This window comes from Pseudoalteromonas sp. SK18, from assembly GCF_001974855.1.
Classification (GTDB): Bacteria; Pseudomonadota; Gammaproteobacteria; order Enterobacterales; family Alteromonadaceae; genus Pseudoalteromonas.
Genome location: NZ_MTQB01000004.1, coordinates 143,820 through 167,161 on the forward strand (window position 1 = coordinate 143,820; position 23,342 = coordinate 167,161).

Here is a 23,342-nt window from a genome sequence, read left to right on the forward strand (position 1 = left end):
TTTGGAGAAAATATGTCAGCAGATCTTTGGGCGCCGAGTGCCAGCATAGATACACTCAAGCAACGAGCAGCGATTATGCGCAGCATTCGTGAATTCTTTTATGTTCGTAATGTAATGGAAGTCGAAACACCAAGTTTAAGTGCTGCCAGTGTAACCGATGTACATTTAGCCAGCTTTGATACTACATTTGTCGGCCCAGGTCATGCTGGTGGGCTTCCCCTGTTTTTGCAAACATCTCCAGAGTTTGCGATGAAACGCTTGTTAGCGGCCGGCTCAGGCGCTATTTTCCAGCTTTGTAAGGCATTTAGAAATGAAGAAGCGGGCAGTCATCACAACCCTGAATTTACAATGCTCGAATGGTATCGTCCTGGGTTTGACGAATTTGCTTTAATGGATGAAATAGATGAGTTGATGCAGCTTATTCTTGAGGTTGCGCCTGCAGAGCGGATTACCTACCAACACGCATTTGAACGCACGCTAGGGCTTGATCCATTAACTGCCTCTATCACGCAGCTACAACAACTCGCATGCGAACATGGCTTTGCTGATATTGCTAAAAACGAGACTCATAAAGATACCTTACTGCAATTATTATTTTGTATGAAAGTAGAGCCGACTATTGGTCAAGACATCCCCTGTTTTGTGTATCACTTTCCCGCATCGCAAGCGGCACTTGCACAAATTTGTAAACACGATCAGCGAGTTGCAGGGCGCTTTGAGCTTTATTATAAAAATATGGAGTTAGCCAACGGCTTTAATGAACTCACCAATGCCAAAGAGCAAGCAAAAAGGTTTAACCAAGATAACGCCTACCGCGCTGCTAGTGGCTTAAAACAAGTACCTATGGATACGCGTTTAATTGCCGCATTAGAGCATGGTTTAGAGCAATGTGCGGGGGTTGCATTAGGGATTGATAGACTCGTGATGCTAGCAACCAATAAGCAAAAAATAAAAGAGGTGATTGCGTTTGATGTGGCAAGAGCTTAAAGCAGCTAATAGCTTAAAGCGGTCAGCTATCAGATAAAAAACACCGCGTTTGCATTAAACGCGGTGTTTTCTAATCTCTATCTGACAACTGACAACTGACAACTGACAACTGACAACTGACAACTGACAACTGACAACTGACAACTGACAACTGACAACTGGTTCGCTGTATTACAGATTAAGCGTAAACGTAACGCCGGCCACACGTGGCTCACCTAGTTGAATGTAAGTTTGGCTTGTATAACCATCTAACGGGTTGTTACCAAATTCAAAACCGCGAGTTGGAACGGTTTCATCAAACACATTACGTGCCCATGCACGAACAGCCCAGCTTTCAGCCTCGTAACCAAGGCTCGCATTTACTAAGTTTGTATTCGGAGCTTGTGCATTATGGCTGTCTGAGAAGTAATAATCGTCTTTTCCTTCAATACCTAACATAGCATATAGCTCATCAGTAACATTGTAGCGTGCACTAAATGCGTATTGATATTTAGGTGCTTGTGCTTGCTCGCGGCCATCTTGGTTTAAGCCCGATTTAGTGACAAAGTCGTTTATTTTCGTATCTAAATAGCCAGCGCTACCGCTAATGAGTAAATTATCAGTAAGTAAGTAGCTGCCTTCAATTTCAAGACCGTAGTTGCTGCCAGAGCTGGCATTGGCGACATAACCGGTAAATTGTTGATCTGATACTTGCCACGACTTTAATTGAATATTATCGCGATGCATATAAAAAGCAGCTAAACGCAGGGTAAACTTGTCATCTAGCGATGAGCCTTTAACACCAAACTCACCACTCCATAAGTACTCTGGGTCAAAGCTGGTATGCTGTTTGAAAAAATCAGCATCTAAGCTTAAACCTTCATCTTTTGCTTTTGCTAGCGCTTCTGAATTAATACCACCGGCTTTGTAACCGCGGGTGATACTGGTATAAATCATGGTGCGGTCAATAACTTGGTATTCAAGTGCAATTTTACCACCGAGCATAATATCGTCAGTTTCTTCAATAAAGCCGTTACTATCGGTGTAATCACCTTGATATTGCTCAATTCGTAAACCAGTAATAAGCGTAGTTTTTGGGCCTATTTTAGTGGCTAACTGGCCATAAGCTGCAATGTTATTGGTTTCATAGGTTGACGCAAACGGATTGGCTAACCACGTATATTGACGCTCTAAATCCACATCTCGGTTTTGATAGTAAATACCCGCCACCCAGTTACCAGCTTTACCAGTAAACTGCAGATCGAGCGCTTGATCATCACGATCGCGACTATAAATATCTGTTGAGCTATAGCCATCAGGATGTAACCCGGCGGCACATAATTGCGGCTTACTTGAATCGTTACATACCCAGTCTTCATCAAAACTATAAAATAGTTCTGTATCAATGGCTGAAAGGTTTAAGTTCACATCAAAGGCATCAAAACCAGTGTAAGTATTATTCAGGCCAATAGCATAACTTTGTTGATTATCTTCGCCTGGTTGATCAGCAAGGCTGTTGCGAGAATTATCAAGGGTAAATGCATCATAGCCGTTATTAATATCAATATAATGCAGGTTAAGTTCTGAATTTAAATGAGCTGTAAGCTGGCTGTTTAATTTAAAGCGTGCAACTTGCTCATCTTGATCTTGAGTGGGTTTATCTAAATAAAGGTTGTCTACGTAGCCGTCAGACTTTCTGCGAAAGTAGCTAACGCGGGCACTGGTGTCATCTGTTAAACCGGTACTAGCAGCAAGGCCTGCTTCGTGGCTGTTATAAGTGCCTGCACCTATATGTAACTTTAAGCTAGGATCGCTGGTTGCATTGGCTGATTGCATTTGGATCATGCCCGCCATGCCATCTGCACCAAAACGTGTACCTTGAGGGCCGCGGTAAATTTCTACTTGGTCAATATCAAATAATAATGAACTGCCCCCTAAGCCTGAATAATTAATGCCATCAATCACCAAACCTACAGATGGGTTTATTGGGTCAACAAACTGCGAGCGTAAACCGACACCGCGAATTTGAATATAGCGCCCGCGAGACGCACCTGCAGCAAAGTTTACATTGGCAGCACTGGCTAACATTTCGTCTAAATACGTTGCACCACGTTGATTCATTTCATTTTCAGAAAATAAGCTGGCACTGGCACTTAATGTTTGAATGCTTTCTTGCTGAAAGTCACCGGTAACAATGATTTTCTCTAGTTCGGTGTCATCTGCGTTAGCATAGATAGGGGCAGCGAATAAGGGTAATAACGTGGCTGTAATTAAAGACAAACGTAAGTTCATTAGGTTACTTAACTCCATTTTAGGGACTTGTATGGTAGCAATTATTTCAACACTTGTGCTATAAAACGCGGCAATTATACGTTAAATAATTGGGATTACTAATATGACCTTTAAAGTAGACTTTAAGGTACGCGACTATGAATGCGACTTACAGGGCATAGTAAATAACAGTGTGTACTTTAATTACCTTGAACACGCCAGACATGAATTCCTATACGCTCAAGGAATTGATTTTGCTCAATTAGCCAAAGACAAAGTAAACCTTGTTGTGATCCGTAGTGAAATGGATTACAAGCAGTCTTTAAAGCCAGGCGATGCATTTTATGTTGTAGTAGAGCCGCAGCGGATCAGCCGTTTAAAATTTGCTTTTAAGCAAACTATTATCCGCAAACAAGACGAAAAAGTAATGCTTAATGCCTTAGTTATTGGTACCTCAGTAAACGCACAAGGGCGACCATTTTTACCGCCGCAAATAGAAAGTGTATTCAAAATGGAAACAGCTGGCTAATTAACCTCGATTTGTGAAAACATTTACATTAAAAATACGCATTTTTAACGGATAAACCCTATAAATATTGGTACTATTACCGTAATTAAAGATTAGATTAGATTAGTAATAGTATGAAATTAGTAGCAATATCGATGCTTGTCATCGGTCTATGTGTAGGTTGCGTATCAACAGGGACAGTGACTAACGAGCAACTAAAACATACTCAATGGCAGTTATCTCGTGTAGATGGACTAGCAATATCGCCTTCTTTTAGTGCTTCAATGAGCTTTATTGATGCATTACAGGTTAATGGTTTTGCTGGTTGTAATAAGTTTTTTGGTGAAGGCCAATTAGAAGATAACCAGCTTAGCGTTAGCAAGCTTGGCATGACACGTAAATCGTGTGGCCAAGAGCTTGATGCATTCGAACAGCAGTTATTGCAAACGCTTAAACAAGGCGCGATGATACAAATCCAGTCGCAGCAACTTGTTATGCAGGGTAAACATACCTATTTGTTTATTGCTAAGTAATAGTGAGTTTAAGTTTGCCCCTTGCAGGCATTTTTTAACTGGCGTACACTCAAGCCAGATTTAAAGAGCCGTGCTCTTAAATCAACGAACAAAATTTATATATCAATACTTGTCGGAGTGCCAAAGCTAATTTATTAGTTTATGGCTGAGATCGCGAAAGCGGGATCCGTGAACCTGATCAGGTTAATACCTGCGTAGGGAACAAGCTGCCTAACTAGGACGCTTGTGCGTCTTTTTTTATGCGCACAAAAAAGCAACCTCCATTTTAGGCCGCAAAGTAGCAAAGTTGCTACTTTACGATCTTTCTCTATTCCTTAGCGGAATATCTGACAAGACAACCCTTTAGCAATGAGGTAAGTCATGTCAAATACAACAAATAAAGCTACTCGCCGTGAAACTCGTGCGGCTGCATCAGATTATATTTATAACTTAACCGGTCAACCGTTTCCAAGCTCCCATAAAGTATACGTTGCAGGTAGCCAGCAAGGCGTACGTGTGGGTATGCGTGAAATCACATTGAGCGATACTTTTATTGGTGGTGATGAGCAAAACCCAGTGTATGAGCCAAATGCGCCGCTGCGTGTTTACGATACATCAGGCCCGTATACCGATCCTGAGTTTAAATTAGATGTACGTAAGGGGCTTAATAAATACCGTGAACAATGGATTGAGAGCCGTAATGATACCGAAGTACTCGAGTCGGTAACCTCACAGTTTGCACAGCAGCGTATGGCTGACGACGGGCTAGATCATATTCGCTTTGAACACCTTCCAAAAATACGCCGTGCAAAAACGGATAAAAATGTCACCCAAATGCATTATGCTCGCCAAGGGATTGTTACCCCAGAAATGGAATATGTTGCGATACGTGAAAACATGGGGCGTGCGCAAATACGTGAAGAGTTACTAGCTGCGCAGCATAAAGGGGAGTCGTTTGGCGCGAGTATTCCTGAGTTTATTACTCCTGAATTTGTTCGCGATGAAATTGCTCGTGGGCGCGCTATTTTACCTAATAATATAAACCATCCAGAAACTGAACCTATGATTGTTGGTCGTAACTTTTTAGTTAAAGTTAACGCCAATATTGGTAATTCATCAGTGGGTTCATCTATCGAAGAAGAAGTAGAAAAAATGGTGTGGTCAACCCGCTGGGGTGCCGACACCGTAATGGATTTATCAACAGGGCGTTACATTCACGAAACCCGTGAATGGCTGGTGCGTAATTCGCCAGTCCCTATTGGTACGGTTCCAATTTACCAAGCACTTGAAAAAGTAAATGGCGTAGCAGAAGACCTCACCTGGGAAATATTTCGCGACACCCTGATTGAACAAGCAGAACAAGGCGTTGATTACTTTACCATTCATGCTGGTGTGCTGCTGCGTTATGTGCCAATGACAGCAAAACGCGTAACCGGTATTGTGTCACGTGGTGGCTCAATTATGGCTAAATGGTGTTTAGCACACCACAAAGAAAACTTCTTATACACACACTTTGAAGATATTTGTGAAATTTTAAAGCAATACGATGTGTGCTTTTCACTCGGTGATGGTTTGCGCCCGGGCTCAATTGCCGATGCGAACGACGAGGCACAATTTAGTGAACTTCGTACCTTAGGAGAGCTGACTAAAATAGCTTGGAAGCACGATGTACAAGTGTTTATTGAAGGCCCAGGACACGTGCCTATGCATATGATCAAAGCGAATATGGATGAACAGCTTAAGCATTGTGACGAAGCCCCGTTTTATACTTTAGGTCCACTGACCACCGATATTGCCCCTGGGTATGATCATATTACCTCGGGTATTGGTGCAGCGCAGATTGCTTGGTATGGCTGTGCGATGTTGTGCTACGTAACACCTAAAGAGCACTTAGGGTTACCTAATAAAGAAGATGTAAAAGAAGGCCTGATTACTTACAAAATTGCCGCCCATGCGGCCGATTTAGCCAAAGGCCACCCAGGTGCACAGGAGCGAGATAACGCGCTATCAAAAGCGCGCTTTGAGTTTAGATGGCATGACCAATTTAACATTGGTTTAGACCCGGTTCGTGCCCGTGAATATCATGATGAAACATTACCGCAAGAATCAGGCAAAGTGGCGCATTTTTGTTCTATGTGTGGCCCTAAATTTTGTTCCATGAAAATAACCCAAGAAGTACGCGACTACGCCAAAGATCTAGAAGCGCGCGGTATTGATCCTAATAACGTGGGTGATGCCATTGAAATCAAAATGGTTGATGTTGAGGCCGAGATGAAAGCCAAATCTGAAGAGTTTAAGCAAACAGGCTCAGAGATTTACCATAAAGCGCTGTAGCACAGCTTTCAGTTATTAGCTGTCAGCTATCAGCGATAAAGTAATCAGCGTAGAGGCAAGAGTTGCTTTACTGACAGCTGAAAGCTGGTGGCTATGAGCTACATTTAGGAGTGTTTATGTTCTATAACATTGCTGTGGTGGGCTTTGGTTTAGCAGGGCGGTTGGCCGCGCTTGAGTTAAGTAAGCAACATCGTGTTACCGTATTTGAAGCCGATGATGAACATACTCAGAACAGTGCCGGTAAAGTGGCAGCCGCGATGCTAGCCCCCCTAGCTGAGTCTGTTATGTGCGAACGTGAATTGGCTTTAATGGGAGTGGATTCTATTGCGCGTTGGCCTGCTATTTTAGATCAATTAAATAGTGAGGTGTTTTTTCAACAACAAGGCACCCTAGTCGTTGCTCACCCGCAGGATAAAGGCGACTTACAAAGTTTTGCGCAGCGAATAAAGCCGTTACTAAATTTTAGTGCTGAAGCAGTCAATGCGCAGCAAATTGAGCAACTAGAACCTGAGCTGGCTGGTCGATTTAGCCAAGGCCTATTTTTGCCCGGTGAAGCGCAAATAGATAACCAAGCCTTTTACAAAGCCAGCTTTAGATTGCTTAATAAACGCAAAGTAAAGTTTGTGTTTAATCAGCGTGCCAGCATCTTTGAAAACAAAGTGAATAATCGAGAGTTTGATTACATTATTGATTGTCGAGGGCTTGGAGCCAAACAAGATCAGCCACTTCGAGGTGTGCGCGGGGAAGTGGCAAGACTCTATGCTCCCGAGGTTAATTTATCTCGACCGGTGCGGTTAATGCACCCGCGTTATCCTATTTATATAGCACCTAAGCCGAATCATGAATATGTGATTGGTGCCACCGAAATTGAGTCTCAAGATAATGGGGCGGCAACGGTACGTTCAACGTTGGAGTTACTTTCAGCCGCTTATACAGTGCACAGCGGTTTTGCCGAGGCTCGACTGTTAAATATTCAAACTGGGCTTCGCCCTGCGTTTAGCGATAACTGCCCACAAGTTACACAACTGGGGCAGGTAATTAGTATTAATGGATTATACCGCCATGGCTACATGCTCGCGCCGAGTTTAGTTGCTGATGCTGTTGCCAGAATAGAGTGAGGAATAATGGATATAATAATTAATGGTAAAGCGCTCACCCTAACAAGTAGCGAACTAAAACAGTGTTTAATTGAGTATGGTGCTAAAGCACCGTTTGCAGTGGCCATTAATGGCCAGTTTATACCTCAAGAACAACATGCTAACTACATACTCAATGATGGCGATTGCATTGATGTGTTATCTCCGATTCAAGGAGGGTAACCATTATGTTACCTCCCGATAATATAACTATTTATGGCGAGCAATTTTCAAGCAGATTACTGATTGGTTCTGCGCTTTACCCATCTCCCGCGACGATGACTAAAGCAATTAATGCTTCAGGAGCGAATATTGTTACAGTGTCTCTACGTCGCCAGCAAAGCGCAGCTGCAGGAGATGATTTTTGGCAACTTATAAAGAATACAGGGCTCAAAGTTTTACCTAACACAGCAGGATGCCACAGTGTTAAAGAGGCCATTAATTTAGCTAAAATGTGTCGAGAAGTATTTGCTACCGATTGGATAAAGCTGGAATTAATTGGCGATGACTATAACTTACAGCCAGATCCTTTTGCTCTGCTTGAAGCCACTGAGATTTTAATTAAAGATGGGTTTAAAGTACTGCCTTACTGCACCGATGACTTAGTGCTTTGCCAACGTTTAGATGAATTAGGCTGCGAGGTGCTAATGCCATGGGGCGCGCCAATTGGTACCGGTAAGGGATTATTAAATAGTTATAACTTAAAGGCGATACGGGAGCGTTTACCTAACAGCACATTAATTGTTGATGCTGGGTTAGGTTTACCATCGCATGCCTGCCAAGCCTTAGAATTAGGGTATGATGCGGTATTATTAAATTCAGCCATAGCGGGTGCGGGTTGCCCTATTACCATGGGACGTGCATTTAAAGCAGCTGTTGAAGCAGGGCGCTTTGCTTATAACGCCAAAGCAATGCCAGAAAAAGACGTTGCGGCCCCATCAACCCCCACAATGGGTATGCCATTTTGGCATCAAACGTAAAAAATTAGGAAGTAGGTCATTATGAACAATGTAGTATGGACGATTGCGGGCTCAGACTCCGGCGGTGGCGCAGGTATTCAAGCTGATATTAAAGCAATGCAAAGCTTTGGTGTGCACGGTTGTACTGCGATTACCGCACTAACAGCACAAAATAGTTTAGGTGTTGAGGCGATTAATGCCGTCTCTACTGATGTGATTGAGTCGCAGTTATTGGCACTCGAAAAAGACATGAAAGCCAAAGTAATTAAAATTGGTATGTTAGCTAACGTGCAGCAAATTCAATTGATCAGTGAGCATATTAGCCATTACAAAGCGAAGTGGCCAACCCCGCCAGTGATTGTGTATGACCCAGTGGCTATTGCCTCAAGCGGTGACTTACTAACAGAAGAAGACACTGTAAGCGCGATTAAAGAATGCCTATTACCGCTGGTGGATGTAATTACCCCTAATACCCATGAAACACAGTTATTAACAGGTGTGTATTTAATTGGCCCCGCAGCAATTAAAGAAGCAGCAAGCAAACTAATGGCATGGGGTGCCAAAGCGGTGGTTATAAAAGGTGGGCATTGGGATTACCCAAGTGGTTACTGTATTGATTACTGCTCACAAGGTAATGAAGAGTACTGGTTGGGTAATGAAAAAATTCAGGTTCCGCACAATCATGGCACTGGCTGTAGTATGGCGTCTGTTATTGCTGCATGCCTTGCAAAGGACTATCCGTTAAAAGATGCGTTTATTTTAGCTAAAGCCTATATAAACCAAGGTTTAAAGCAATCAGTTCGCTATGGCGAGGGGATAGGGCCGGTTGCACAAACGTCGTTTCCGACTGACCTAGCGCATTACCCTCAAGTGATTGAAGCGGGTAGTTGGTTGGGTGATGAGCTAGATTTTGATGTACCGCTTGATTTTAATATGGCAGCTGACTTTGCTGCGTGTGAAAGCAAAGCGCTTGGCGCTTATGCGGTAGTCGATAGTGTAGAGTGGTTAGAAAAATGCTTACAAAATGGTATTAAAACAGCGCAGTTAAGAGTTAAAAATAAAAGCGAAGATGAGCTGGAACAATTAGTCGCAAGCGCGGTCGCTTTGGGTCAGCAATACAGTGCGCATGTGTTTATTAACGATTACTGGCAGCTGGCAATTAAACATGGCGCCTATGGTGTGCATTTAGGACAAGAAGACATAGAGAACGCCAATTTAGCAGCTATAAAAGAAGCAGGCCTGCGACTTGGGCTTTCTACCCATGGCTTTTATGAAATGCTTCGGGCGCACAATTACCGCCCAAGTTACATGGCCTTTGGCGCGATTTACCCTACCACCACCAAAGACATGACAGGCCAAATTCAAGGGCTTGAAAAGCTAACTCGGTTTGTGCCACTAATGCAAAGCTATCCTACAGTGGCTATTGGCGGAATTGATTTAGACAGGGCGCAAGAGGTTGCTAAAACGGGCGTGGGCAGTGTGGCCGTGGTACGTGCTATTACCGAGGCTGATGATTATGTAGAGGCAATCAATACCTTAAAATCGGTGATAAATGAGAATGCCTGCTAACATGCAAGCGCAGCAACTGAGCGACAAAGAAACTCTGCGCTATAGCCGTCACTTATTATTAAAAGAAGTGGGGCTTGAAGGGCAGTTAACACTTAAAGAGGCAACCGTTGCTGTGGTAGGTGCAGGCGGGCTAGGAAGTCCTGCGCTACTTTATTTAGCAGCGGCTGGCATTGGCACACTAATATTAATTGATGACGATGCCGTTGAACTATCTAATTTACAGCGGCAAATACTTTATAAAGTGAATCACTTAGGGCAGCAAAAAGTAAATGCAGCAGGAAAGGTGCTTGCGAGCCTTAATAATCAAATAAACATAGTGACTCACTCGCAAAAGTTGAGCGCTGCTAACAGTGATGCACTATTAAATAACGCCGATATTGTACTTGATTGCTCTGATAACTTTGCGACTCGTTACACCGTCAATCGTTTTTGCGTAAACAACAAAATACCATTAATTTCTGCAGCAGCGCTAGCAACTCAAGGGCAATTAATGGGCTTTGACTTTAGGCAAACAGATAGCCCTTGCTATGGCTGCGTATTTCCACACAGTGATGCTAACCCTGTTGTTAATTGCGACAATGCGGGCGTTATTAGTCCCTTACTTGGGGTAATTGGCTCTATGCAGGCACAGCTAACTCTTAATATGTTGTTAGGTCATTTTGGGGGGAGTGTGTTTATAACCTTTGACGCATTAAGCTTAAAGCAACAGCATTTTAAGATGGCTAAAAATTTAGCGTGTAGAGAGTGTAGCAGTATGAGTAAAGAGTAGCTTCGCTTTTAACGTCGCAAGCTCTACGTCTACAAAAACACCGTGATTATAGAAAATAAACACGGTGTTTTTTAATCTCAACCAGACAACTGGTACTATTTATTAATCATCAATTTTTGCAAACGCAGTGCCTAAACGGGTGACTGTTTCAGGGCGTTGATCATCAAAAATATCGGCTTTATCTGCACCCCATGCAAGCACAACTGTTGAGCCTAATTTAAAGCGACCCATTTCTTCCCCTTTTTTAAGGTTAATCGCGTTTTCGCCTTTAGTGGGGTAATTCCAGCTAAACACATCACTGCCAGCTGGTGGAGTGACTGTGCCAGCCCAAATAGTTTCTATGCTAGCAACAATGGTTGCGCCTACAAGGACCATAGCAAGCGGGCCAATTTCAGTTTCAAAAATTGCTACTACACGTTCGTTACGGGCAAATAAATTCGGTACGTTTTGCGCGGTAAGTGGATTTACTGAAAATAAATCGCCCGGTACGTAAATCATTTTGCTTAACGTGCCATCAATTGGCATATGAATACGGTGGTAGTCTTTTGGTGCCAAGTAAATAGTTGCAAATTTACCGCCTAAAAACGGCGTTGTGTCGTCTTGTGAGCCACCTAGCAACGCTTGTAAGCTGTAATCATGGCCTTTAGCTTGGATTAGTTGGCCGTCAACAATATCGCCAAGTTGACTGATTGCGCCGTCAACAGGGTGAATAATAATATCGTCATCTTCAACCATAGGACGAGCACCGTCTTTTAATGGGCGGGTAAAAAATTCATTAAAGGTTTTATAGTGAGCTGGATCAGAATATTTAGCCTCACTCATATTTATTTTGTATTGTTTAATGAATAATTTAATTAATGTTGTGGTTAATGCGCCCGCTTTTGCAGCTGCAAGCTTACCTACTACACGAGAAATAAAGTGCTTTGGCATAGCATATTGCATGGCGATTTTAAATTTATCTAAACTCACAGGTTTTTCCCTAATTATACGCGAGGCGCACGCGCGCCGGCACGGCCATCGGCCATGGTTTCTAAAATACGATGATAGCTTTCAAAACGTAACTTTGAGATATCGCCATCAGCGACTGCTTGCTGAATTATACAGCCAGGATCGTTTAAGTGTTTACAGTCCCTAAAACGGCATCCACCTATAAACTCTCTAAATTCTTTAAAGCACCACGTGACTCGTTCAACATCTAAATGCCATAAACCAAACTCACGAATACCCGGTGAATCTATTAAGTTACCGCCACTTGGTAAATGATGCAGACGCGATACTGTCGTGGTGTGCTGGCCTAGACCGCTGTTTTCAGACACTTCTTTAGTCAAAATTTCAGCATCCGGCAGCACAGTGTTTACTAAGGTAGATTTACCCACACCACTTTGGCCAACAAAAATATTGTTTTTGCCTACAAGTACTTCTTTTAATTCATTAATGCCTTCGCCGGTTATATTACTAACTAGCAGCACCTGGTAATTAAGTTTACGGTAAATATCGAGTATTTGTTGTATTTCGTTTAAGCCAGTTTCATCAATTAAATCAATTTTATTAAGTACTAAAATCGGCTCAATGCCCATGTCTTCGCAGGCAATTAAATAGCGGTCGATAATGCTTGGTGTAAACTCTGGCAGTACAGCTGAAACCATTAAAATTTGATCTATATTCGCGGCAATCACTTTTACACCGTCGTAAAAATCAGGGCGCGTTAACTGTGAACGACGTTCTTGAGTTGCTTCAATAACACCTGCTAAATCGCCTTCACTTACTTTTGCACGACGAAATAATACCTCATCGCCACATACTAAATTTGATACGGTACGGCGAATATTACAGCGAAGAACATCGCCATTTTGGGTTTCTACGTCGGCATGTTGCCCAAAGCGGCTAATAACAATCGCATTTTCCACTTGACCTAAATTATCTGTTTGCCACTCTTGCGCGCCGACTTTTGCCGGTTTTTTATCGGCATTCGATAAACGCTTTTGATGATTGGCCTTGATCCTACGGGATTGGCCTTTACTTAATTTTTTCTGTTTTGCCACTTGAGGCCTATAACCTGAGTTAAATGCCGAGTTTGCTAAAAAAAGCTTTAGCTCGACGGTTGATGCTAATATGATATATCGAAATGCGTTGGATCTAAAGAAAAGCACCGTTTAAGGTAATTATGACTATTAATAAATCAAATTTAATTTGGCTCGATCTGGAAATGACCGGACTTGAACCAGAGACTGACAAAATACTTGAAATTGCAACTGTTGTCACTGATGCTGATCTGAATATATTAGCCGAAGGCCCAACGATTGCCATTCATCAAAGTGATGAACTACTTGATGGTATGGATGAGTGGTGTACAACTCAGCATGGCAAATCTGGACTAACGGCACGCTGTAAGGCAAGCACGTTTAATGAAGCTTATGCCGTGGAACAAACACTTGCGTTTTTAAAGCAATGGGTGCCAGCGGGTGCTTCACCTATGTGTGGTAACTCGATAGGCCAAGATCGTCGCTTTATGAATAAGTATATGCGCGAGCTTGAAGACTTTTTTCATTACCGTAATTTAGATGTCAGTACCATTAAAGAACTTGCTCGTCGTTGGAAACCAGATGTGCTGGCTCAAGTGAATAAAAAAGGGTCGCATTTAGCGTTAGATGACATTAAAGATTCGATTATGGAATTAAAGGTTTACCGAGAAAAGTTTTTTAATTTATAAAAAATACTTGCAAAGCCCCCTAATTATTGTAGAATCCTGCCCCGCTCAAGACGATAACCCCCGCGGGGTTAGTGTGTTTGAGCTTAAGTTAAAGATTCAAGATGAAAGGTTAAAGGAACAAGGTTTAATATTGATAGAACCTAGAACCTAGAACCTAGAACCTAGAACCTAGAACCTAGAACCTAGAACCTAGAAAGCGGCACTAGCTCAGTTGCCAGAATGTAGGACGCGACTTGTCGCGCACCAACGGACAAATTACTGACTATTTTGAATGCGGCACTAGCTCAGTTGGTAGAGCGCGACCTTGCCAAGGTCGAGGTCACGAGTTCGAGCCTCGTGTGCCGCTCCAATTTCTCACCAAAAGAAATTGTAGTAGAAATAAAGATTCAAGATGAAAGGCGAAAGGTACAAGGTTTAATTTTGACAGAACCTAGAACCTAGAACCTAGAACCTAGAACCTAGAACCTAGAACCTAGAACCTAGAACCTAGAATGCGGCACTAGCTCAGTTGGTAGAGCGCGACCTTGCCAAGGTCGAGGTCACGAGTTCGAGCCTCGTGTGCCGCTCCAATTTCTCACCAAAAGAAATTGTAGTTCAAGATAAAAGGTTAAAATTGATAGAACCTAGAACCTAGAACCTAGAACCTAGAACCTAGAATTAAATGCGGTACTAGCTCAGTTGGTAGAGCGCGACCTTGCCAAGGTCGAGGTCACGAGTTCGAGCCTCGTGTACCGCTCCAATCTTATTTACTTTCCAGATATTCATTCTCAAATAGCAAACAATAACCCACACGCGAATCATTATAAATTTAATTTATGTAACTTTTTGAAATGTTCAATGTGTGCGAATGATCTATGTTGAAAACCTAAAACTTTTCGCCTTGCAAAGTTGCAATAATGCGTCTTGAACCGCCATGAACACGGTGCTCACCTAAGTATATCCCTTGCCAAGTTCCCAGTGCTAACTGACCATCACTAATCGGTATAGTTAACTCACAACCTAAGGTACTGGTTTTTATATGGGCAGGCATATCATCATCGCCCTCATAGTTATGGCGATAATAAGGCTGGCGCTCTGGAACAAACTGATTAAAGTGGCTTTCCATATCCATACGCACGGTAGGATCCGCGTTTTCGTTAATAGTTAAGCTGGCTGAGGTGTGTTGAATAAATAAGTGTAATAAACCAACTTTAAGCTGGCTCAGTTGTGGGAGGTGAGTAAGTATGTCGTTATCAATTAAATGAAAGCCCCGCGAGCGAGGCTTTAATGTAATCGTAGTTTGCGACCAGCTCATAGCTTATCGAAACTCACTTCGATATTTGCATTACCTGCGTCACTGGTAAATGGCATAAGAATTTTTTTGCCGTCACTTTTATGCGTAATGGTGTGGTTTGTACCAGAGACAACGATGGGAGTTGCCATGGCAAACTCATAGCCTTTTTCACCTAATAAATTCTTAGCTCCACCGGTAACCATATTGGTTATTTCGCCGACCATGTCAGTGACTTCTTCATTTATACTGTCTGGTCGCTCACCTAACATACGTTCCATAATAGTCAGTGCTAAACTCTCGTCGAAGGTAATTGAAAATGAACCACGAGTTTGCGGACCGACCATACCAATTAATCCCGATACATCACCACAGGCTATCTCATCGGTTTTAATACGCGGCTTGCCTGGTTTTAATTGAGTTTGAGCCATAGTGCTCAATACATTCATCAAAGAAGATAAAAAGGGATTAATGAACTCTACATTCATGTTAGATATCCTTAAATTGGTACTGATAAAGGTTATACGTAAAGTATAGCTATAGTCGCTGAGCTATGCTCGACAAGAGTCACATTTACCATGCGCTTCTATTGTTTGCCCTGAAACGACAAAGCCGCTTTCAGCTGCTAAGTTATTGAGCTCATGTGAAATTACTGTTGAATGCAGCTCTTTAACAAAACCGCAGCTATCACAAATTAATAGCTGAACAGGATGAATATGATCAAAATGATGACACAGCATAAATGCATTGGTGCTTTCAATTTTATGAATAAAACCGAGTTCGGCTAAAAAGTCTAAAGCACGATAAATTGTTGCAGGTTTAGCACCTGTTTCAGTGACTTTTAATTGTTCAAGTAAATCGTATGCACCGACACCGCCTTGGGCACTGGCTAATAAACGAAATACCTTCTCGCGAATTGGTGTGAATCGCGCACCACGGTTGTCGCATACTTGTTTTGCTTTACTTACGAGTGATTCTATATTCATCTTCTCTCATCCTTACGCTGCCGTGATATACTAACATACTGTATTGTAGTTGCAGCGTTTTATTAATTGATTTTGTCCAAAGGTACTCATTAATGCATGAACTATTAGCTATATTTATTTTCTTTTTTGCGGTTATCGATCCAATTGGCACAATCCCGGTTTTTATCGCCGTAACTCGTGGAGATGACGACAAGTTCAAGCGTAAAGTGATTTTTAAGGCCGTGGGTGTGTCTGCTTTAGTGCTGTTATTTTTTGTAGTTGCTGGCGAGCAATTACTGAATGTGATTGAGATTCCGCTCTCGGCATTTCAAATAGCAGGTGGTTTAATTTTATTAATTTTTGCGCTCTCCATGACCTTTGGTGAAAGTAAGCCCGAAGCTGAAATTAAAAGTGTTAGAGACAGCACTGAGACCGCTATTTTTCCGCTCGCTATTCCTTCAATAGCCAGTCCCGGTGCCATGTTAGGTGCGGTATTAATGACGCGCAATGAGGAGTATACCTGGGTTGAGCAAATGATTACCTCATCAATGATGTTAGCTGTTTTAGTGGTGGTACTAATTTTATTATTACTTGCTACACATGTGCACAAAATAATAGGCGACAGTGGGGCGAGTATTATTAGTCGAATTATGGGGTTAATTTTAAGCTCAGTCGCAGTAACTAATATTTTAAACGGTATTGCGCAATACTTTGGCTTGCAAGTGTTTGCTTAATATTGCTGCGCATAGGGCTTTTGTGTAAAATGCAGCGCCTTTTAAGCTGTGCTTAAATTATAAATTCTTGAGGATCACATTTTGGATAAACGTACTTTAAATCGACGCTTTTCCGTTGCACCCATGCTTGATTGGACTGATCGCCACTGTCGTACGTTTCATCGTAAAATGACAAAACACACCGTGCTCTATACTGAAATGATCACTACTGGCGCTATTTTATTCGGCCGCGGTGACTACTTGCATTTTAATCAGCACGAAGGTCCTGTGGCATTGCAATTAGGAGGATCCGATCCGCAAGCGCTAGCGCAGTGTGCCAAGCTTGCTGGTGAGCGTGGTTATGATGAAATAAACCTTAATGTAGGTTGTCCGTCAGATCGTGTGCAAAATGGACGTTTTGGTGCCTGTTTAATGGCTGAGCCTAATTTAGTTGCAGAGTGTGTTGCTGCAATGAAAAGTGAAGTGAATATTCCGGTTACGGTTAAAACTCGTATTGGTATTGATGAGCAAGATTCTTATGAGTTTTTATGTGCTTTGATAGAGGCTTCACATAAAGTTGGCTGCGATGACTTTATTATTCATGCCCGTAAGGCATGGCTAAAAGGGTTGAGCCCGAAAGAAAATCGCGAAGTTCCTGAGCTTAACTACCCCCGCGTTTACCAGCTTAAAAAAGATTACCCACAACTTGATTTAAGTATTAATGGTGGTGTTAAAACCATTGAGCAAAGCCTTGAGCATTTACAGTACATAGACGGGGTTATGGTTGGCCGAGAGGCTTACAGTAATCCATTTATGCTTAATGAAGTAGATGAAAAAATTTATGGTGATGCAGCTAACACTCAGTCTCGACATGATGTTGTACGCTCTATGTATGATTACATTGAAGAAGAGATGCGTTTAGGGGCTAATTTTTGGCATGTTGCTCGCCATATGTTGGGTATTTTTCAGGGGCAACCTGGTGCGCGTGGTTTTAGACGCCACTTATCTGAAAATGGTCATGGCAAGCAAGCTGATTTAAGTGTTATGGATAAGGCACTAAGCTACGTACCCGAGTAATGCCAATTTAATGCAATTGGCGTAACAGATCCTCTGTATAGAAAAAGTCACCTCAGGTGGCTTTTTTTGATCCCAAATTTTAGTCAAAAATGTAATTTATTAGCCAATTCGACTTAATTTCATTCAGTGACTAGTCATTAACTTACCCGCCAAAAATGATTTAAATTATTGATATTTAATGAAAATAAAAGAATGTTAAGTTATTGGCATAACTCTTGGAATCCTGTTGATGTATAAATAAAAAATCATCAGGAGAATAACATGGGTATATTTAATCGCGTAAACGACGTCATTCAAGCAAATATCGTAGCTATGCTTGATAAAGCTGAAGATTCAGAAAAACTACTTAATTTGATGCTAACCGAAATGCAGGAGGCACTTAATGAGTGTCGTAGCACCGCGGCAGCACTATTATGTGAAGAAAAGAATATCAAGCGTCAAATAAGCAATAAACAACAAGCGCTCACAAATTGGCAATTAAAGGCCGAACATGCCATTGCAAAAAATCGTGACGATTTAGCTAAATCAGCATTAGCTGAAAAACACACAGTTGAAAAAAACATAGAATGCTTACAAACACAGCTTGAGACATTGCAGCAATCAATTGTAAAAATCACAGAGGAGTGTGAGCGCCTACAGCAAAAAATGACGCAGGCTAAAGCTAAGCAAGCACAACTTGTAAAGCGTGAAAATGTGGTTGAGGCAAGAGCAAAGATAAATACTCAGCTGCAGAGCGATAAAGTGGCCACTGCTTTATCACGATTTGAGCAAATTGAGCGCCGCGTTGAGAGTGTTGAATCGCAAGTTGAAGCGTATGAACTGACAGATACAGCGAGCAATACGGCAATGCAAATTGAGTCACTGGTTAAAAACGAAAAAATCGATGCAGAACTGGCAAGTTTAAAAGCGAGTTTAAACACCGCTGATAAACAAACAGCCTAAGGAGATTGTTATGAATAATTTTAATACACATCGTCGTTGGTATAAAAATACACTTAACAAAAAAATATCGGGTGTCTGTAGTGGGTTAGCTTATCGATTAGACTTTCCGGTATGGTCTACTCGCTTAGTCACCGTTTTATTATTTTTAAGTTTTCCGTTTGCAGTGGCGCTAGGTTATTTAATCGCACACTGTTGTCTTGAAGAAAAAGCAGTGTAAGGAGATCAGCATGAAAACTTTCGCCGTATGCCTACTTATTGTTACATTATTTTTAATTAATAGCGGTTCGATAATTCATTTTGATGTATGGCAATTTCCGCTGTGGATTTCAGATATTAGTTGGACAGGTATTGAGCTCATTGGGGCGTTAGTCGCCATTATTGTTGTTATTGCGATTGCTGCTTTGGTAACCATGGGGCTTGTTGGCGCGGCGATGGTGGCACTGGCTGGAACTATATTAGCCTTTTTATTCGGATCATTGATGATTGCTTGGCCATTATTGTTTGTGGCAGGGTTATGCTGGTTAATCGCAGATAACAAAAAAGTGGCTTCTTAAACTTAAATTAGCTGCCTAATATTAGGGAATTATGATAAATTTGGACTATATTTTTATGTTTTAACAAGGATTTTACTGATGATTAAACAATGTATTTTAAGTGCAAGTGCATTATTGATGGGTGTTTTTTCGTCTTCGTTATTGGCGCATGAAGGACATGAACACGATAGTGTCGTTGCGCAATTACAAGTAACGCATGCGCAAGTAAGAGAGTTTTTACCTGCCACTAAAGCGAGCGTGGGTTATTTTAGTATTGAAAATCACAGTAATGTACCGGCAACACTCATAAGAGCGACCATAGATGGTTTAGGTCGTGTTGAGATTCATGAGCACGTCCACGCTGATGGTATGATGAAAATGCAAAAAGTAGAATCATTGCTTATTAAAGCTCACCAGCAACTCGATTTTAAGCCTGGTAGCTATCATTTAATGGTGTTTGAACCACAAGGGCCGTTAAAAGTAGGTCAAGAACGCAAACTCACGCTATATTTTGAAGATGGGAATCGAGTGTTCACTAATGCAAAAGTAGTTTCGTTAGCATCGCAAGCTGAGCCGGTAAAAGCATCGAAAGATCATAGTCATCATTAGGGGGATAAATGTCACAGCATAAAGGAAAAATAATAACGGCATTGGTATTATTGTTTGTCTTATTTTACGCTATTGCAGTGTACTGGAGCATAGAGCCTGCACGTTTTGATGTGGTACAAAATGCCAAGCAGCAAGCGCAGCAACGCAGTGAAAAACCAGTAACAGGATATGTAACAACTTCAACGCTTATCACCGTCGCTGATACCCTCTTAACTAAGTCAGGCGGTTATTTATCAAATGATGTACTGCCACCGAGCGTAATAATGGACAACATGCCCGCTTGGGAGTATGGCGCGTTGGAAATGGTGCGTGATTTAGCACTATCAATGCGAAAAGATTTTAGTCGTTCACAGTCACAATCAACTGAGCACGAAGCGCTTAAAAAAGCACAGCCACAATTTAATATCAGCTCTGAAGCATGGGCATGGCCAAGTGCTGAGGGCGAATATCAAAAGGGCATTGATTACTTATTAGTATACCGTTCTCAAATTGCGAATCAGCATGAGCGCGATAGCCAATTTTACTCACGTGCAGATAATTTACGCAGTTGGTTAAAAGAAGCAGAAAAACGCTTAGGTAGCCTAAGCCAACGTTTGAGTGCGAGTGTAGGTCAAGATAAGGTAAATACCGATTTAGCCGGCAACTCTTCAAATACTCAAGCCACTTATACGCCATTGCAACAACAAGTAAAAACATCGTGGTGGGAAATTGATGATGTATTTTATGAGTCACGCGGTGCTACTTGGGCTTTACTGCATTTTTTACAAGCGGTTGAATATGATTTTGCCGAAGTACTTGATAAAAAGAACGCTCGTGTTAGTTTACAACAAATTATACGCGAGCTTGAAGCGACCCAAGAAACCGTTTGGAGCCCAATGATTTTAAACGGCAACGGGTTCGGTTATGTCGCCAACCATTCACTCGTTATGGCAAATTATATCTCTAGAGCCAATGCGGCACTGATTGAACTTAGCGAATTATTAGCGCAAGGATAAAAAATGAAAAAGTATTGTATAGCAGCAGCCTTATCAATGGCATGTTTAGCACCTGTAGCACAAGCCGACACTGTATTGGGTTTGTATGTAGGGGTTGATGGTTGGAAAGCCGATAATGACGGTAGCTTTTCTGATAATAATAACGCCCTACAAAACTTCAATTTTGAAGATGAGACTTTTGTTAGCTATTACGCCGCACTTGAACATCCGGTTCCATTAGTGCCAAACTTAAAGCTAAAATACACTGAGCTTGAACTAACCGGTGCAACGCGACTTGAAGATACATTTAGCTTTAATGGCTCTGATTATATTGTTGGCACTGATGTTAATTCAGTTACTGACTTATCGCACATTGATTATATTCTTTACTACGAGATTTTTGATAACGATTTAATCTCGATTGATTTAGGTATTAATGCTAAGCAGTTTGATGGTGAGCTTGTGGTAACAGGTACATCACAACAAGGTGGCGCTAACTTCACTGAAATTGAAGAGTTCTCAGGTGTGGTGCCTTTAGCATACGGCCGTTTTGAAGCGGGTTTACCGTTTAGTGGTTTAAGTGTTTTTGCTGAGGGTAGCTTTTTAGCCATTGATGATAGCAAAGTACAAGATTACCAAATGGGTATTGCTTGGGAGTTTATTGATAACCTAGCCGTTGATGTTGCGGTTAAAGCGGGCTACCGCTCTATGGTTTTAGAACTTGATGATGTAGATGACATTAATACTAATATTGACGCTTCAGGCCCATTTGCGGGCATACAAGTTCATTTTTAAGCGACGATTTTTCTAAAAGCCACCTTGTGTGGCTTTTTTTAGTTATTTTGAAGAGTGCCATACTAATTCAAACTCCCCCTCAAATGCTGCACCAATTAACTGTTTGTACACTTTATTAATTGGGTAATTCATCAGTCTAAACAGTTCATCACCGGTTTGGGTAAACTTATAATAACTCAATACTAAGTCGTTACTTTTTGCTTTTAAAGTTAGTTTTTGAGTCAAAAAGGAGAGGGTAATTTCTTGTCCTGCTTTTAATGCAGCGGATTCAATCTCTTTACGGTATAACAAATTTAAATCCATTAAGGTTAATACATCAGGAAAGCTCACACCGCTTTTACCTATGCTTAATGACACTTTATTACCCTTGCCTAATAAATCAAATAACGAGGGTTTTTTGTAATAGCCTAAAAATATTAGGTGACTACTGTCTTTTTCGTTATACCCTGAAATAGACACACACTTTCTTAATGAATCAGCTTCGCGCTGGGTCATGTGTTTGAGAGTTTGTAAGCTTTTTATAGAAAAGGTACCTGGGCTAATGGTTTCGCCAGTAAAAATTTTTGCCCATAATGTTTGCATAGATTGGTTTGAGGTATCTTCACATAAGGCAATAAAGTGCTCCACCCAATCGGCGTCAGGTTGTTTAGCGCAGGCTACATCAGGACAAAATTCCATTGCTAAGGCTAAAATAGTCTCGATATTTTGTTGTTGTTTTATTAGCAGTAGATCTTGTCTTTTTTGTGCTCGAGCTAACACTGAATGCTCGCTATTAATACGATAAAGAGACTTTGCTTTACCCTGCGTATTATAGGTTTTTTCATCAGCTGCAGGTGTATTACTCACTTTTGTGACTGAGTAACCTAACAGTGACTCAATAATATTGGCAAGTTTAATTCTGGCTTGTGCGGTTTTGACTGTCATGACTTTCCATTATTGCTTGTGCATCACTGAGCTGGGCTACCGTCTTTAGGTTATTTAGCCCAAGAGTGACTATATTGCTTAATATATTTTCAGCAAATATAGCAACATAGCCAGAAATGAGTGGCACCGTTGCTTGCCCTTCAATATGCCACGTGACGGTTTTTGTATGCGGGCTAAATAGTAATCGGCTAGTAATAATATGTTCTTGATTAAATAACACACTAAATACAACTTCATTGGCGCTCAATGATGATATTGTCATTTCGCCATTGCCCCACTTACCTTGCCAAGACTGATAGGCGCCTGCCCCAGAACTTGGTTCACCAATACTAAATTCAATGTTGGGATCTATTTGCTGCCACGGCGACCATTTGTACCACTGCGTAAAATCTTCCACTAATGACTTTATAACAGGAGGGCGGGCATTTATTTTAATGCTTTTTTGCACGTGATAGTTTTGTGGTAAAAGTAACCCCACAACAACAAACGCCAACAGTAAGATGGCTGAAAACTGCATTAATTGTTTAAGTAGTTTAATAGGTATGCCTCATTGGTTTTAATATTACAGCGTCTATGAATTGTTAATAATCACAGCTTATTTAATAGTTTAGCTTAGAGCTGCGGATTTTTGTTTATTTTATCTGCTTAAAACAATTCTAAAAGCAGACATTAGCAGTAATTAGTTTAGATGATATTTTTGTTTTAGTATTGCTATAAAAGTAGGCGGTTTTTAATCACCACCTTACATTTTGAGCTATATCAACGTGGATGTCGATAGGGTATAATTCGCGCCTTTTGTTATTGAA

Annotated in this window: 26 protein-coding genes, 3 tRNA genes and 1 riboswitch; of the genes, 21 read left to right on the top strand and 8 right to left on the bottom strand. The window is 41.4% G+C overall.

The features are described 5' to 3' along the window. Window positions 1-12 precede the first annotated feature (12 nt). Window positions 13-987 (top strand): elongation factor P--(R)-beta-lysine ligase, encoded by a 975-nt coding sequence (gene epmA / locus BW139_RS05005; RefSeq protein ID WP_076918890.1) that lies wholly within the window; start codon window positions 13-15, stop codon window positions 985-987. A gap of 171 nt (window positions 988-1,158) precedes the next feature. Here epmA and BW139_RS05010 read toward each other — a convergent pair whose 3' ends face one another. Then, window positions 1,159-3,258, bottom strand: a complete 2,100-nt coding sequence (locus tag BW139_RS05010) for a TonB-dependent receptor (RefSeq protein ID WP_076918891.1) — start codon at window positions 3,256-3,258, stop codon at window positions 1,159-1,161. Between the two features lie 103 nt (window positions 3,259-3,361). Between BW139_RS05010 and BW139_RS05015 the strand changes: the two genes are divergently transcribed. The 8 genes from BW139_RS05015 (at window position 3,362) to BW139_RS05050 (ending at window position 11,024) form a co-directional block, all read left to right on the top strand. Then, complete coding sequence (locus BW139_RS05015; protein WP_076918892.1) at window positions 3,362-3,766, top strand: thioesterase family protein; 405 nt, start codon at window positions 3,362-3,364, stop codon at window positions 3,764-3,766. A 113-nt stretch (window positions 3,767-3,879) separates the two neighbouring features. Continuing rightward, window positions 3,880-4,278: an META domain-containing protein gene (locus tag BW139_RS05020; protein WP_303047075.1), complete on the top strand. Its 399-nt coding sequence runs from the start codon at window positions 3,880-3,882 to the stop codon at window positions 4,276-4,278. Window positions 4,279-4,381: 103 nt separating this feature from the next. Then, a riboswitch (TPP riboswitch) is annotated at window positions 4,382-4,496 on the top strand. 142 nt (window positions 4,497-4,638) lie between these two features. Then, entirely contained in the window at window positions 4,639-6,591 is a 1,953-nt protein-coding gene (gene thiC / locus BW139_RS05025; protein WP_076918894.1) for a phosphomethylpyrimidine synthase ThiC, read from the top strand. Window positions 6,592-6,707: 116 nt separating this feature from the next. Next, the gene (locus tag BW139_RS05030) at window positions 6,708-7,709 is read left to right on the top strand and encodes an FAD-dependent oxidoreductase (protein ID WP_076918895.1); all 1,002 of its coding nucleotides are present in this window, start codon (window positions 6,708-6,710) and stop codon (window positions 7,707-7,709) included. A 6-nt stretch (window positions 7,710-7,715) separates the two neighbouring features. Continuing rightward, on the top strand, window positions 7,716-7,910 hold the full coding sequence (thiS, locus tag BW139_RS05035; protein WP_076918896.1) for a sulfur carrier protein ThiS: 195 nt from the start codon (window positions 7,716-7,718) through the stop codon (window positions 7,908-7,910). A 5-nt stretch (window positions 7,911-7,915) separates the two neighbouring features. Next, window positions 7,916-8,707, top strand: coding sequence for a thiazole synthase (locus tag BW139_RS05040; RefSeq protein WP_075170503.1), 792 nt, complete (start codon window positions 7,916-7,918; stop codon window positions 8,705-8,707). A 21-nt stretch (window positions 8,708-8,728) separates the two neighbouring features. Continuing rightward, window positions 8,729-10,255, top strand: coding sequence for a thiamine phosphate synthase (thiE, locus tag BW139_RS05045; protein WP_076918897.1), 1,527 nt, complete (start codon window positions 8,729-8,731; stop codon window positions 10,253-10,255). Beyond that, window positions 10,239-11,024, top strand: a complete 786-nt coding sequence (locus BW139_RS05050) for a HesA/MoeB/ThiF family protein (protein ID WP_008465093.1) — start codon at window positions 10,239-10,241, stop codon at window positions 11,022-11,024. The genes thiE and BW139_RS05050 overlap by 17 nt, the downstream gene beginning before the upstream one ends. Window positions 11,025-11,126: 102 nt before the next feature. Here BW139_RS05050 and asd read toward each other — a convergent pair whose 3' ends face one another. Both asd and rsgA read right to left on the bottom strand, forming a co-directional pair. Then, a complete protein-coding gene (asd, locus tag BW139_RS05055) occupies window positions 11,127-11,993 on the bottom strand; it encodes an archaetidylserine decarboxylase (protein WP_008465096.1) in 867 nt (288 codons plus the stop codon). A gap of 14 nt (window positions 11,994-12,007) precedes the next feature. Then, window positions 12,008-13,066 (bottom strand): small ribosomal subunit biogenesis GTPase RsgA, encoded by a 1,059-nt coding sequence (gene rsgA / locus BW139_RS05060; protein ID WP_055012291.1) that lies wholly within the window; start codon window positions 13,064-13,066, stop codon window positions 12,008-12,010. A 122-nt stretch (window positions 13,067-13,188) separates the two neighbouring features. Between rsgA and orn the strand changes: the two genes are divergently transcribed. The 4 genes from orn (at window position 13,189) to BW139_RS05080 (ending at window position 14,473) form a co-directional block, all read left to right on the top strand. Then, entirely contained in the window at window positions 13,189-13,734 is a 546-nt protein-coding gene (gene orn, locus BW139_RS05065) for an oligoribonuclease (RefSeq protein ID WP_008465098.1), read from the top strand. A gap of 273 nt (window positions 13,735-14,007) precedes the next feature. Continuing rightward, window positions 14,008-14,083, top strand: a tRNA-Gly gene (locus tag BW139_RS05070). A gap of 144 nt (window positions 14,084-14,227) precedes the next feature. Then, window positions 14,228-14,303, top strand: a tRNA-Gly gene (locus tag BW139_RS05075). 94 nt (window positions 14,304-14,397) lie between these two features. After that, window positions 14,398-14,473, top strand: a tRNA-Gly gene (locus tag BW139_RS05080). Window positions 14,474-14,599: 126 nt separating this feature from the next. On the opposite strand, the gene BW139_RS05085 is transcribed toward BW139_RS05080, so the two are convergent. The 3 genes from BW139_RS05085 to BW139_RS05095 all read right to left on the bottom strand — a co-directional run bounded on the left by BW139_RS05085 (window position 14,600) and on the right by BW139_RS05095 (window position 15,990). Further along, window positions 14,600-15,028, bottom strand: coding sequence for a secondary thiamine-phosphate synthase enzyme YjbQ (locus BW139_RS05085; RefSeq protein ID WP_076918898.1), 429 nt, complete (start codon window positions 15,026-15,028; stop codon window positions 14,600-14,602). Then, entirely contained in the window at window positions 15,025-15,492 is a 468-nt protein-coding gene (locus BW139_RS05090) for a chemotaxis protein CheX (protein WP_076918899.1), read from the bottom strand. The genes BW139_RS05085 and BW139_RS05090 overlap by 4 nt, the downstream gene beginning before the upstream one ends. Window positions 15,493-15,555: 63 nt before the next feature. Further along, window positions 15,556-15,990, bottom strand: coding sequence for a transcriptional repressor (locus tag BW139_RS05095; protein WP_008115496.1), 435 nt, complete (start codon window positions 15,988-15,990; stop codon window positions 15,556-15,558). Window positions 15,991-16,082: 92 nt separating this feature from the next. On the opposite strand from BW139_RS05095, the gene BW139_RS05100 reads away from it, so the two are divergent. The 8 genes from BW139_RS05100 (at window position 16,083) to BW139_RS05135 (ending at window position 21,612) form a co-directional block, all read left to right on the top strand. Beyond that, the gene (locus BW139_RS05100; RefSeq protein ID WP_008115498.1) at window positions 16,083-16,703 is read left to right on the top strand and encodes a MarC family protein; all 621 of its coding nucleotides are present in this window, start codon (window positions 16,083-16,085) and stop codon (window positions 16,701-16,703) included. A gap of 123 nt (window positions 16,704-16,826) precedes the next feature. Continuing rightward, window positions 16,827-17,759 (top strand): tRNA dihydrouridine(20/20a) synthase DusA, encoded by a 933-nt coding sequence (dusA, locus tag BW139_RS05105; protein WP_036932963.1) that lies wholly within the window; start codon window positions 16,827-16,829, stop codon window positions 17,757-17,759. Between the two features lie 261 nt (window positions 17,760-18,020). Continuing rightward, a complete protein-coding gene (locus tag BW139_RS05110; RefSeq protein WP_076918900.1) occupies window positions 18,021-18,701 on the top strand; it encodes a PspA/IM30 family protein in 681 nt (226 codons plus the stop codon). 10 nt (window positions 18,702-18,711) lie between these two features. Beyond that, window positions 18,712-18,918: a PspC domain-containing protein gene (locus BW139_RS05115; RefSeq protein WP_010390548.1), complete on the top strand. Its 207-nt coding sequence runs from the start codon at window positions 18,712-18,714 to the stop codon at window positions 18,916-18,918. Window positions 18,919-18,928: 10 nt separating this feature from the next. Continuing rightward, window positions 18,929-19,255, top strand: coding sequence for a hypothetical protein (locus BW139_RS05120; RefSeq protein WP_008115505.1), 327 nt, complete (start codon window positions 18,929-18,931; stop codon window positions 19,253-19,255). Between the two features lie 78 nt (window positions 19,256-19,333). Further along, window positions 19,334-19,843: a copper chaperone PCu(A)C gene (locus tag BW139_RS05125; RefSeq protein WP_076918901.1), complete on the top strand. Its 510-nt coding sequence runs from the start codon at window positions 19,334-19,336 to the stop codon at window positions 19,841-19,843. An 8-nt stretch (window positions 19,844-19,851) separates the two neighbouring features. Beyond that, window positions 19,852-20,838 carry a DUF2333 family protein gene (locus BW139_RS05130; RefSeq protein ID WP_076918902.1) on the top strand — a complete coding sequence of 329 codons (987 nt, stop codon included), beginning with the start codon at window positions 19,852-19,854 and terminating at the stop codon, window positions 20,836-20,838. Between the two features lie 3 nt (window positions 20,839-20,841). Then, window positions 20,842-21,612 (top strand): TIGR04219 family outer membrane beta-barrel protein, encoded by a 771-nt coding sequence (locus BW139_RS05135; protein ID WP_076918903.1) that lies wholly within the window; start codon window positions 20,842-20,844, stop codon window positions 21,610-21,612. A gap of 42 nt (window positions 21,613-21,654) precedes the next feature. Here the strand turns inward: BW139_RS05135 and BW139_RS05140 are convergent, their stop codons facing one another. Both BW139_RS05140 and BW139_RS05145 read right to left on the bottom strand, forming a co-directional pair. Further along, window positions 21,655-22,536, bottom strand: coding sequence for a TIGR03899 family protein (locus tag BW139_RS05140; RefSeq protein WP_076918904.1), 882 nt, complete (start codon window positions 22,534-22,536; stop codon window positions 21,655-21,657). Then, the gene (locus BW139_RS05145) at window positions 22,505-23,053 is read right to left on the bottom strand and encodes an SRPBCC family protein (protein ID WP_008465106.1); all 549 of its coding nucleotides are present in this window, start codon (window positions 23,051-23,053) and stop codon (window positions 22,505-22,507) included. The genes BW139_RS05140 and BW139_RS05145 overlap by 32 nt, the downstream gene beginning before the upstream one ends. Window positions 23,054-23,342 lie beyond the last annotated feature (289 nt).

What these genes read in the sequence shown, in the direction of transcription:
- epmA (WP_076918890.1), top strand. Translation starts at nt 13, where the DNA reads ATGTCAGCAGATCTTTGGGCGCCGAGTGCCAGCATAGATACACTCAAG.
- BW139_RS05010 (WP_076918891.1), bottom strand. Translation starts at nt 3,258, where the DNA reads ATGAACTTACGTTTGTCTTTAATTACAGCCACGTTATTACCCTTATTC.
- BW139_RS05015 (WP_076918892.1), top strand. Translation starts at nt 3,362, where the DNA reads ATGACCTTTAAAGTAGACTTTAAGGTACGCGACTATGAATGCGACTTA.
- BW139_RS05020 (WP_303047075.1), top strand. Translation starts at nt 3,880, where the DNA reads ATGAAATTAGTAGCAATATCGATGCTTGTCATCGGTCTATGTGTAGGT.
- thiC (WP_076918894.1), top strand. Translation starts at nt 4,639, where the DNA reads ATGTCAAATACAACAAATAAAGCTACTCGCCGTGAAACTCGTGCGGCT.
- BW139_RS05030 (WP_076918895.1), top strand. Translation starts at nt 6,708, where the DNA reads ATGTTCTATAACATTGCTGTGGTGGGCTTTGGTTTAGCAGGGCGGTTG.
- thiS (WP_076918896.1), top strand. Translation starts at nt 7,716, where the DNA reads ATGGATATAATAATTAATGGTAAAGCGCTCACCCTAACAAGTAGCGAA.
- BW139_RS05040 (WP_075170503.1), top strand. Translation starts at nt 7,916, where the DNA reads ATGTTACCTCCCGATAATATAACTATTTATGGCGAGCAATTTTCAAGC.
- thiE (WP_076918897.1), top strand. Translation starts at nt 8,729, where the DNA reads ATGAACAATGTAGTATGGACGATTGCGGGCTCAGACTCCGGCGGTGGC.
- BW139_RS05050 (WP_008465093.1), top strand. Translation starts at nt 10,239, where the DNA reads ATGAGAATGCCTGCTAACATGCAAGCGCAGCAACTGAGCGACAAAGAA.
- orn (WP_008465098.1), top strand. Translation starts at nt 13,189, where the DNA reads ATGACTATTAATAAATCAAATTTAATTTGGCTCGATCTGGAAATGACC.
- BW139_RS05085 (WP_076918898.1), bottom strand. Translation starts at nt 15,028, where the DNA reads ATGAGCTGGTCGCAAACTACGATTACATTAAAGCCTCGCTCGCGGGGC.
- BW139_RS05090 (WP_076918899.1), bottom strand. Translation starts at nt 15,492, where the DNA reads ATGAATGTAGAGTTCATTAATCCCTTTTTATCTTCTTTGATGAATGTA.
- BW139_RS05095 (WP_008115496.1), bottom strand. Translation starts at nt 15,990, where the DNA reads ATGAATATAGAATCACTCGTAAGTAAAGCAAAACAAGTATGCGACAAC.
- BW139_RS05100 (WP_008115498.1), top strand. Translation starts at nt 16,083, where the DNA reads ATGCATGAACTATTAGCTATATTTATTTTCTTTTTTGCGGTTATCGAT.
- dusA (WP_036932963.1), top strand. Translation starts at nt 16,827, where the DNA reads ATGCTTGATTGGACTGATCGCCACTGTCGTACGTTTCATCGTAAAATG.
- BW139_RS05110 (WP_076918900.1), top strand. Translation starts at nt 18,021, where the DNA reads ATGGGTATATTTAATCGCGTAAACGACGTCATTCAAGCAAATATCGTA.
- BW139_RS05115 (WP_010390548.1), top strand. Translation starts at nt 18,712, where the DNA reads ATGAATAATTTTAATACACATCGTCGTTGGTATAAAAATACACTTAAC.
- BW139_RS05120 (WP_008115505.1), top strand. Translation starts at nt 18,929, where the DNA reads ATGAAAACTTTCGCCGTATGCCTACTTATTGTTACATTATTTTTAATT.
- BW139_RS05125 (WP_076918901.1), top strand. Translation starts at nt 19,334, where the DNA reads ATGATTAAACAATGTATTTTAAGTGCAAGTGCATTATTGATGGGTGTT.
- BW139_RS05130 (WP_076918902.1), top strand. Translation starts at nt 19,852, where the DNA reads ATGTCACAGCATAAAGGAAAAATAATAACGGCATTGGTATTATTGTTT.
- BW139_RS05135 (WP_076918903.1), top strand. Translation starts at nt 20,842, where the DNA reads ATGAAAAAGTATTGTATAGCAGCAGCCTTATCAATGGCATGTTTAGCA.
- BW139_RS05140 (WP_076918904.1), bottom strand. Translation starts at nt 22,536, where the DNA reads ATGACAGTCAAAACCGCACAAGCCAGAATTAAACTTGCCAATATTATT.
- BW139_RS05145 (WP_008465106.1), bottom strand. Translation starts at nt 23,053, where the DNA reads ATGCAGTTTTCAGCCATCTTACTGTTGGCGTTTGTTGTTGTGGGGTTA.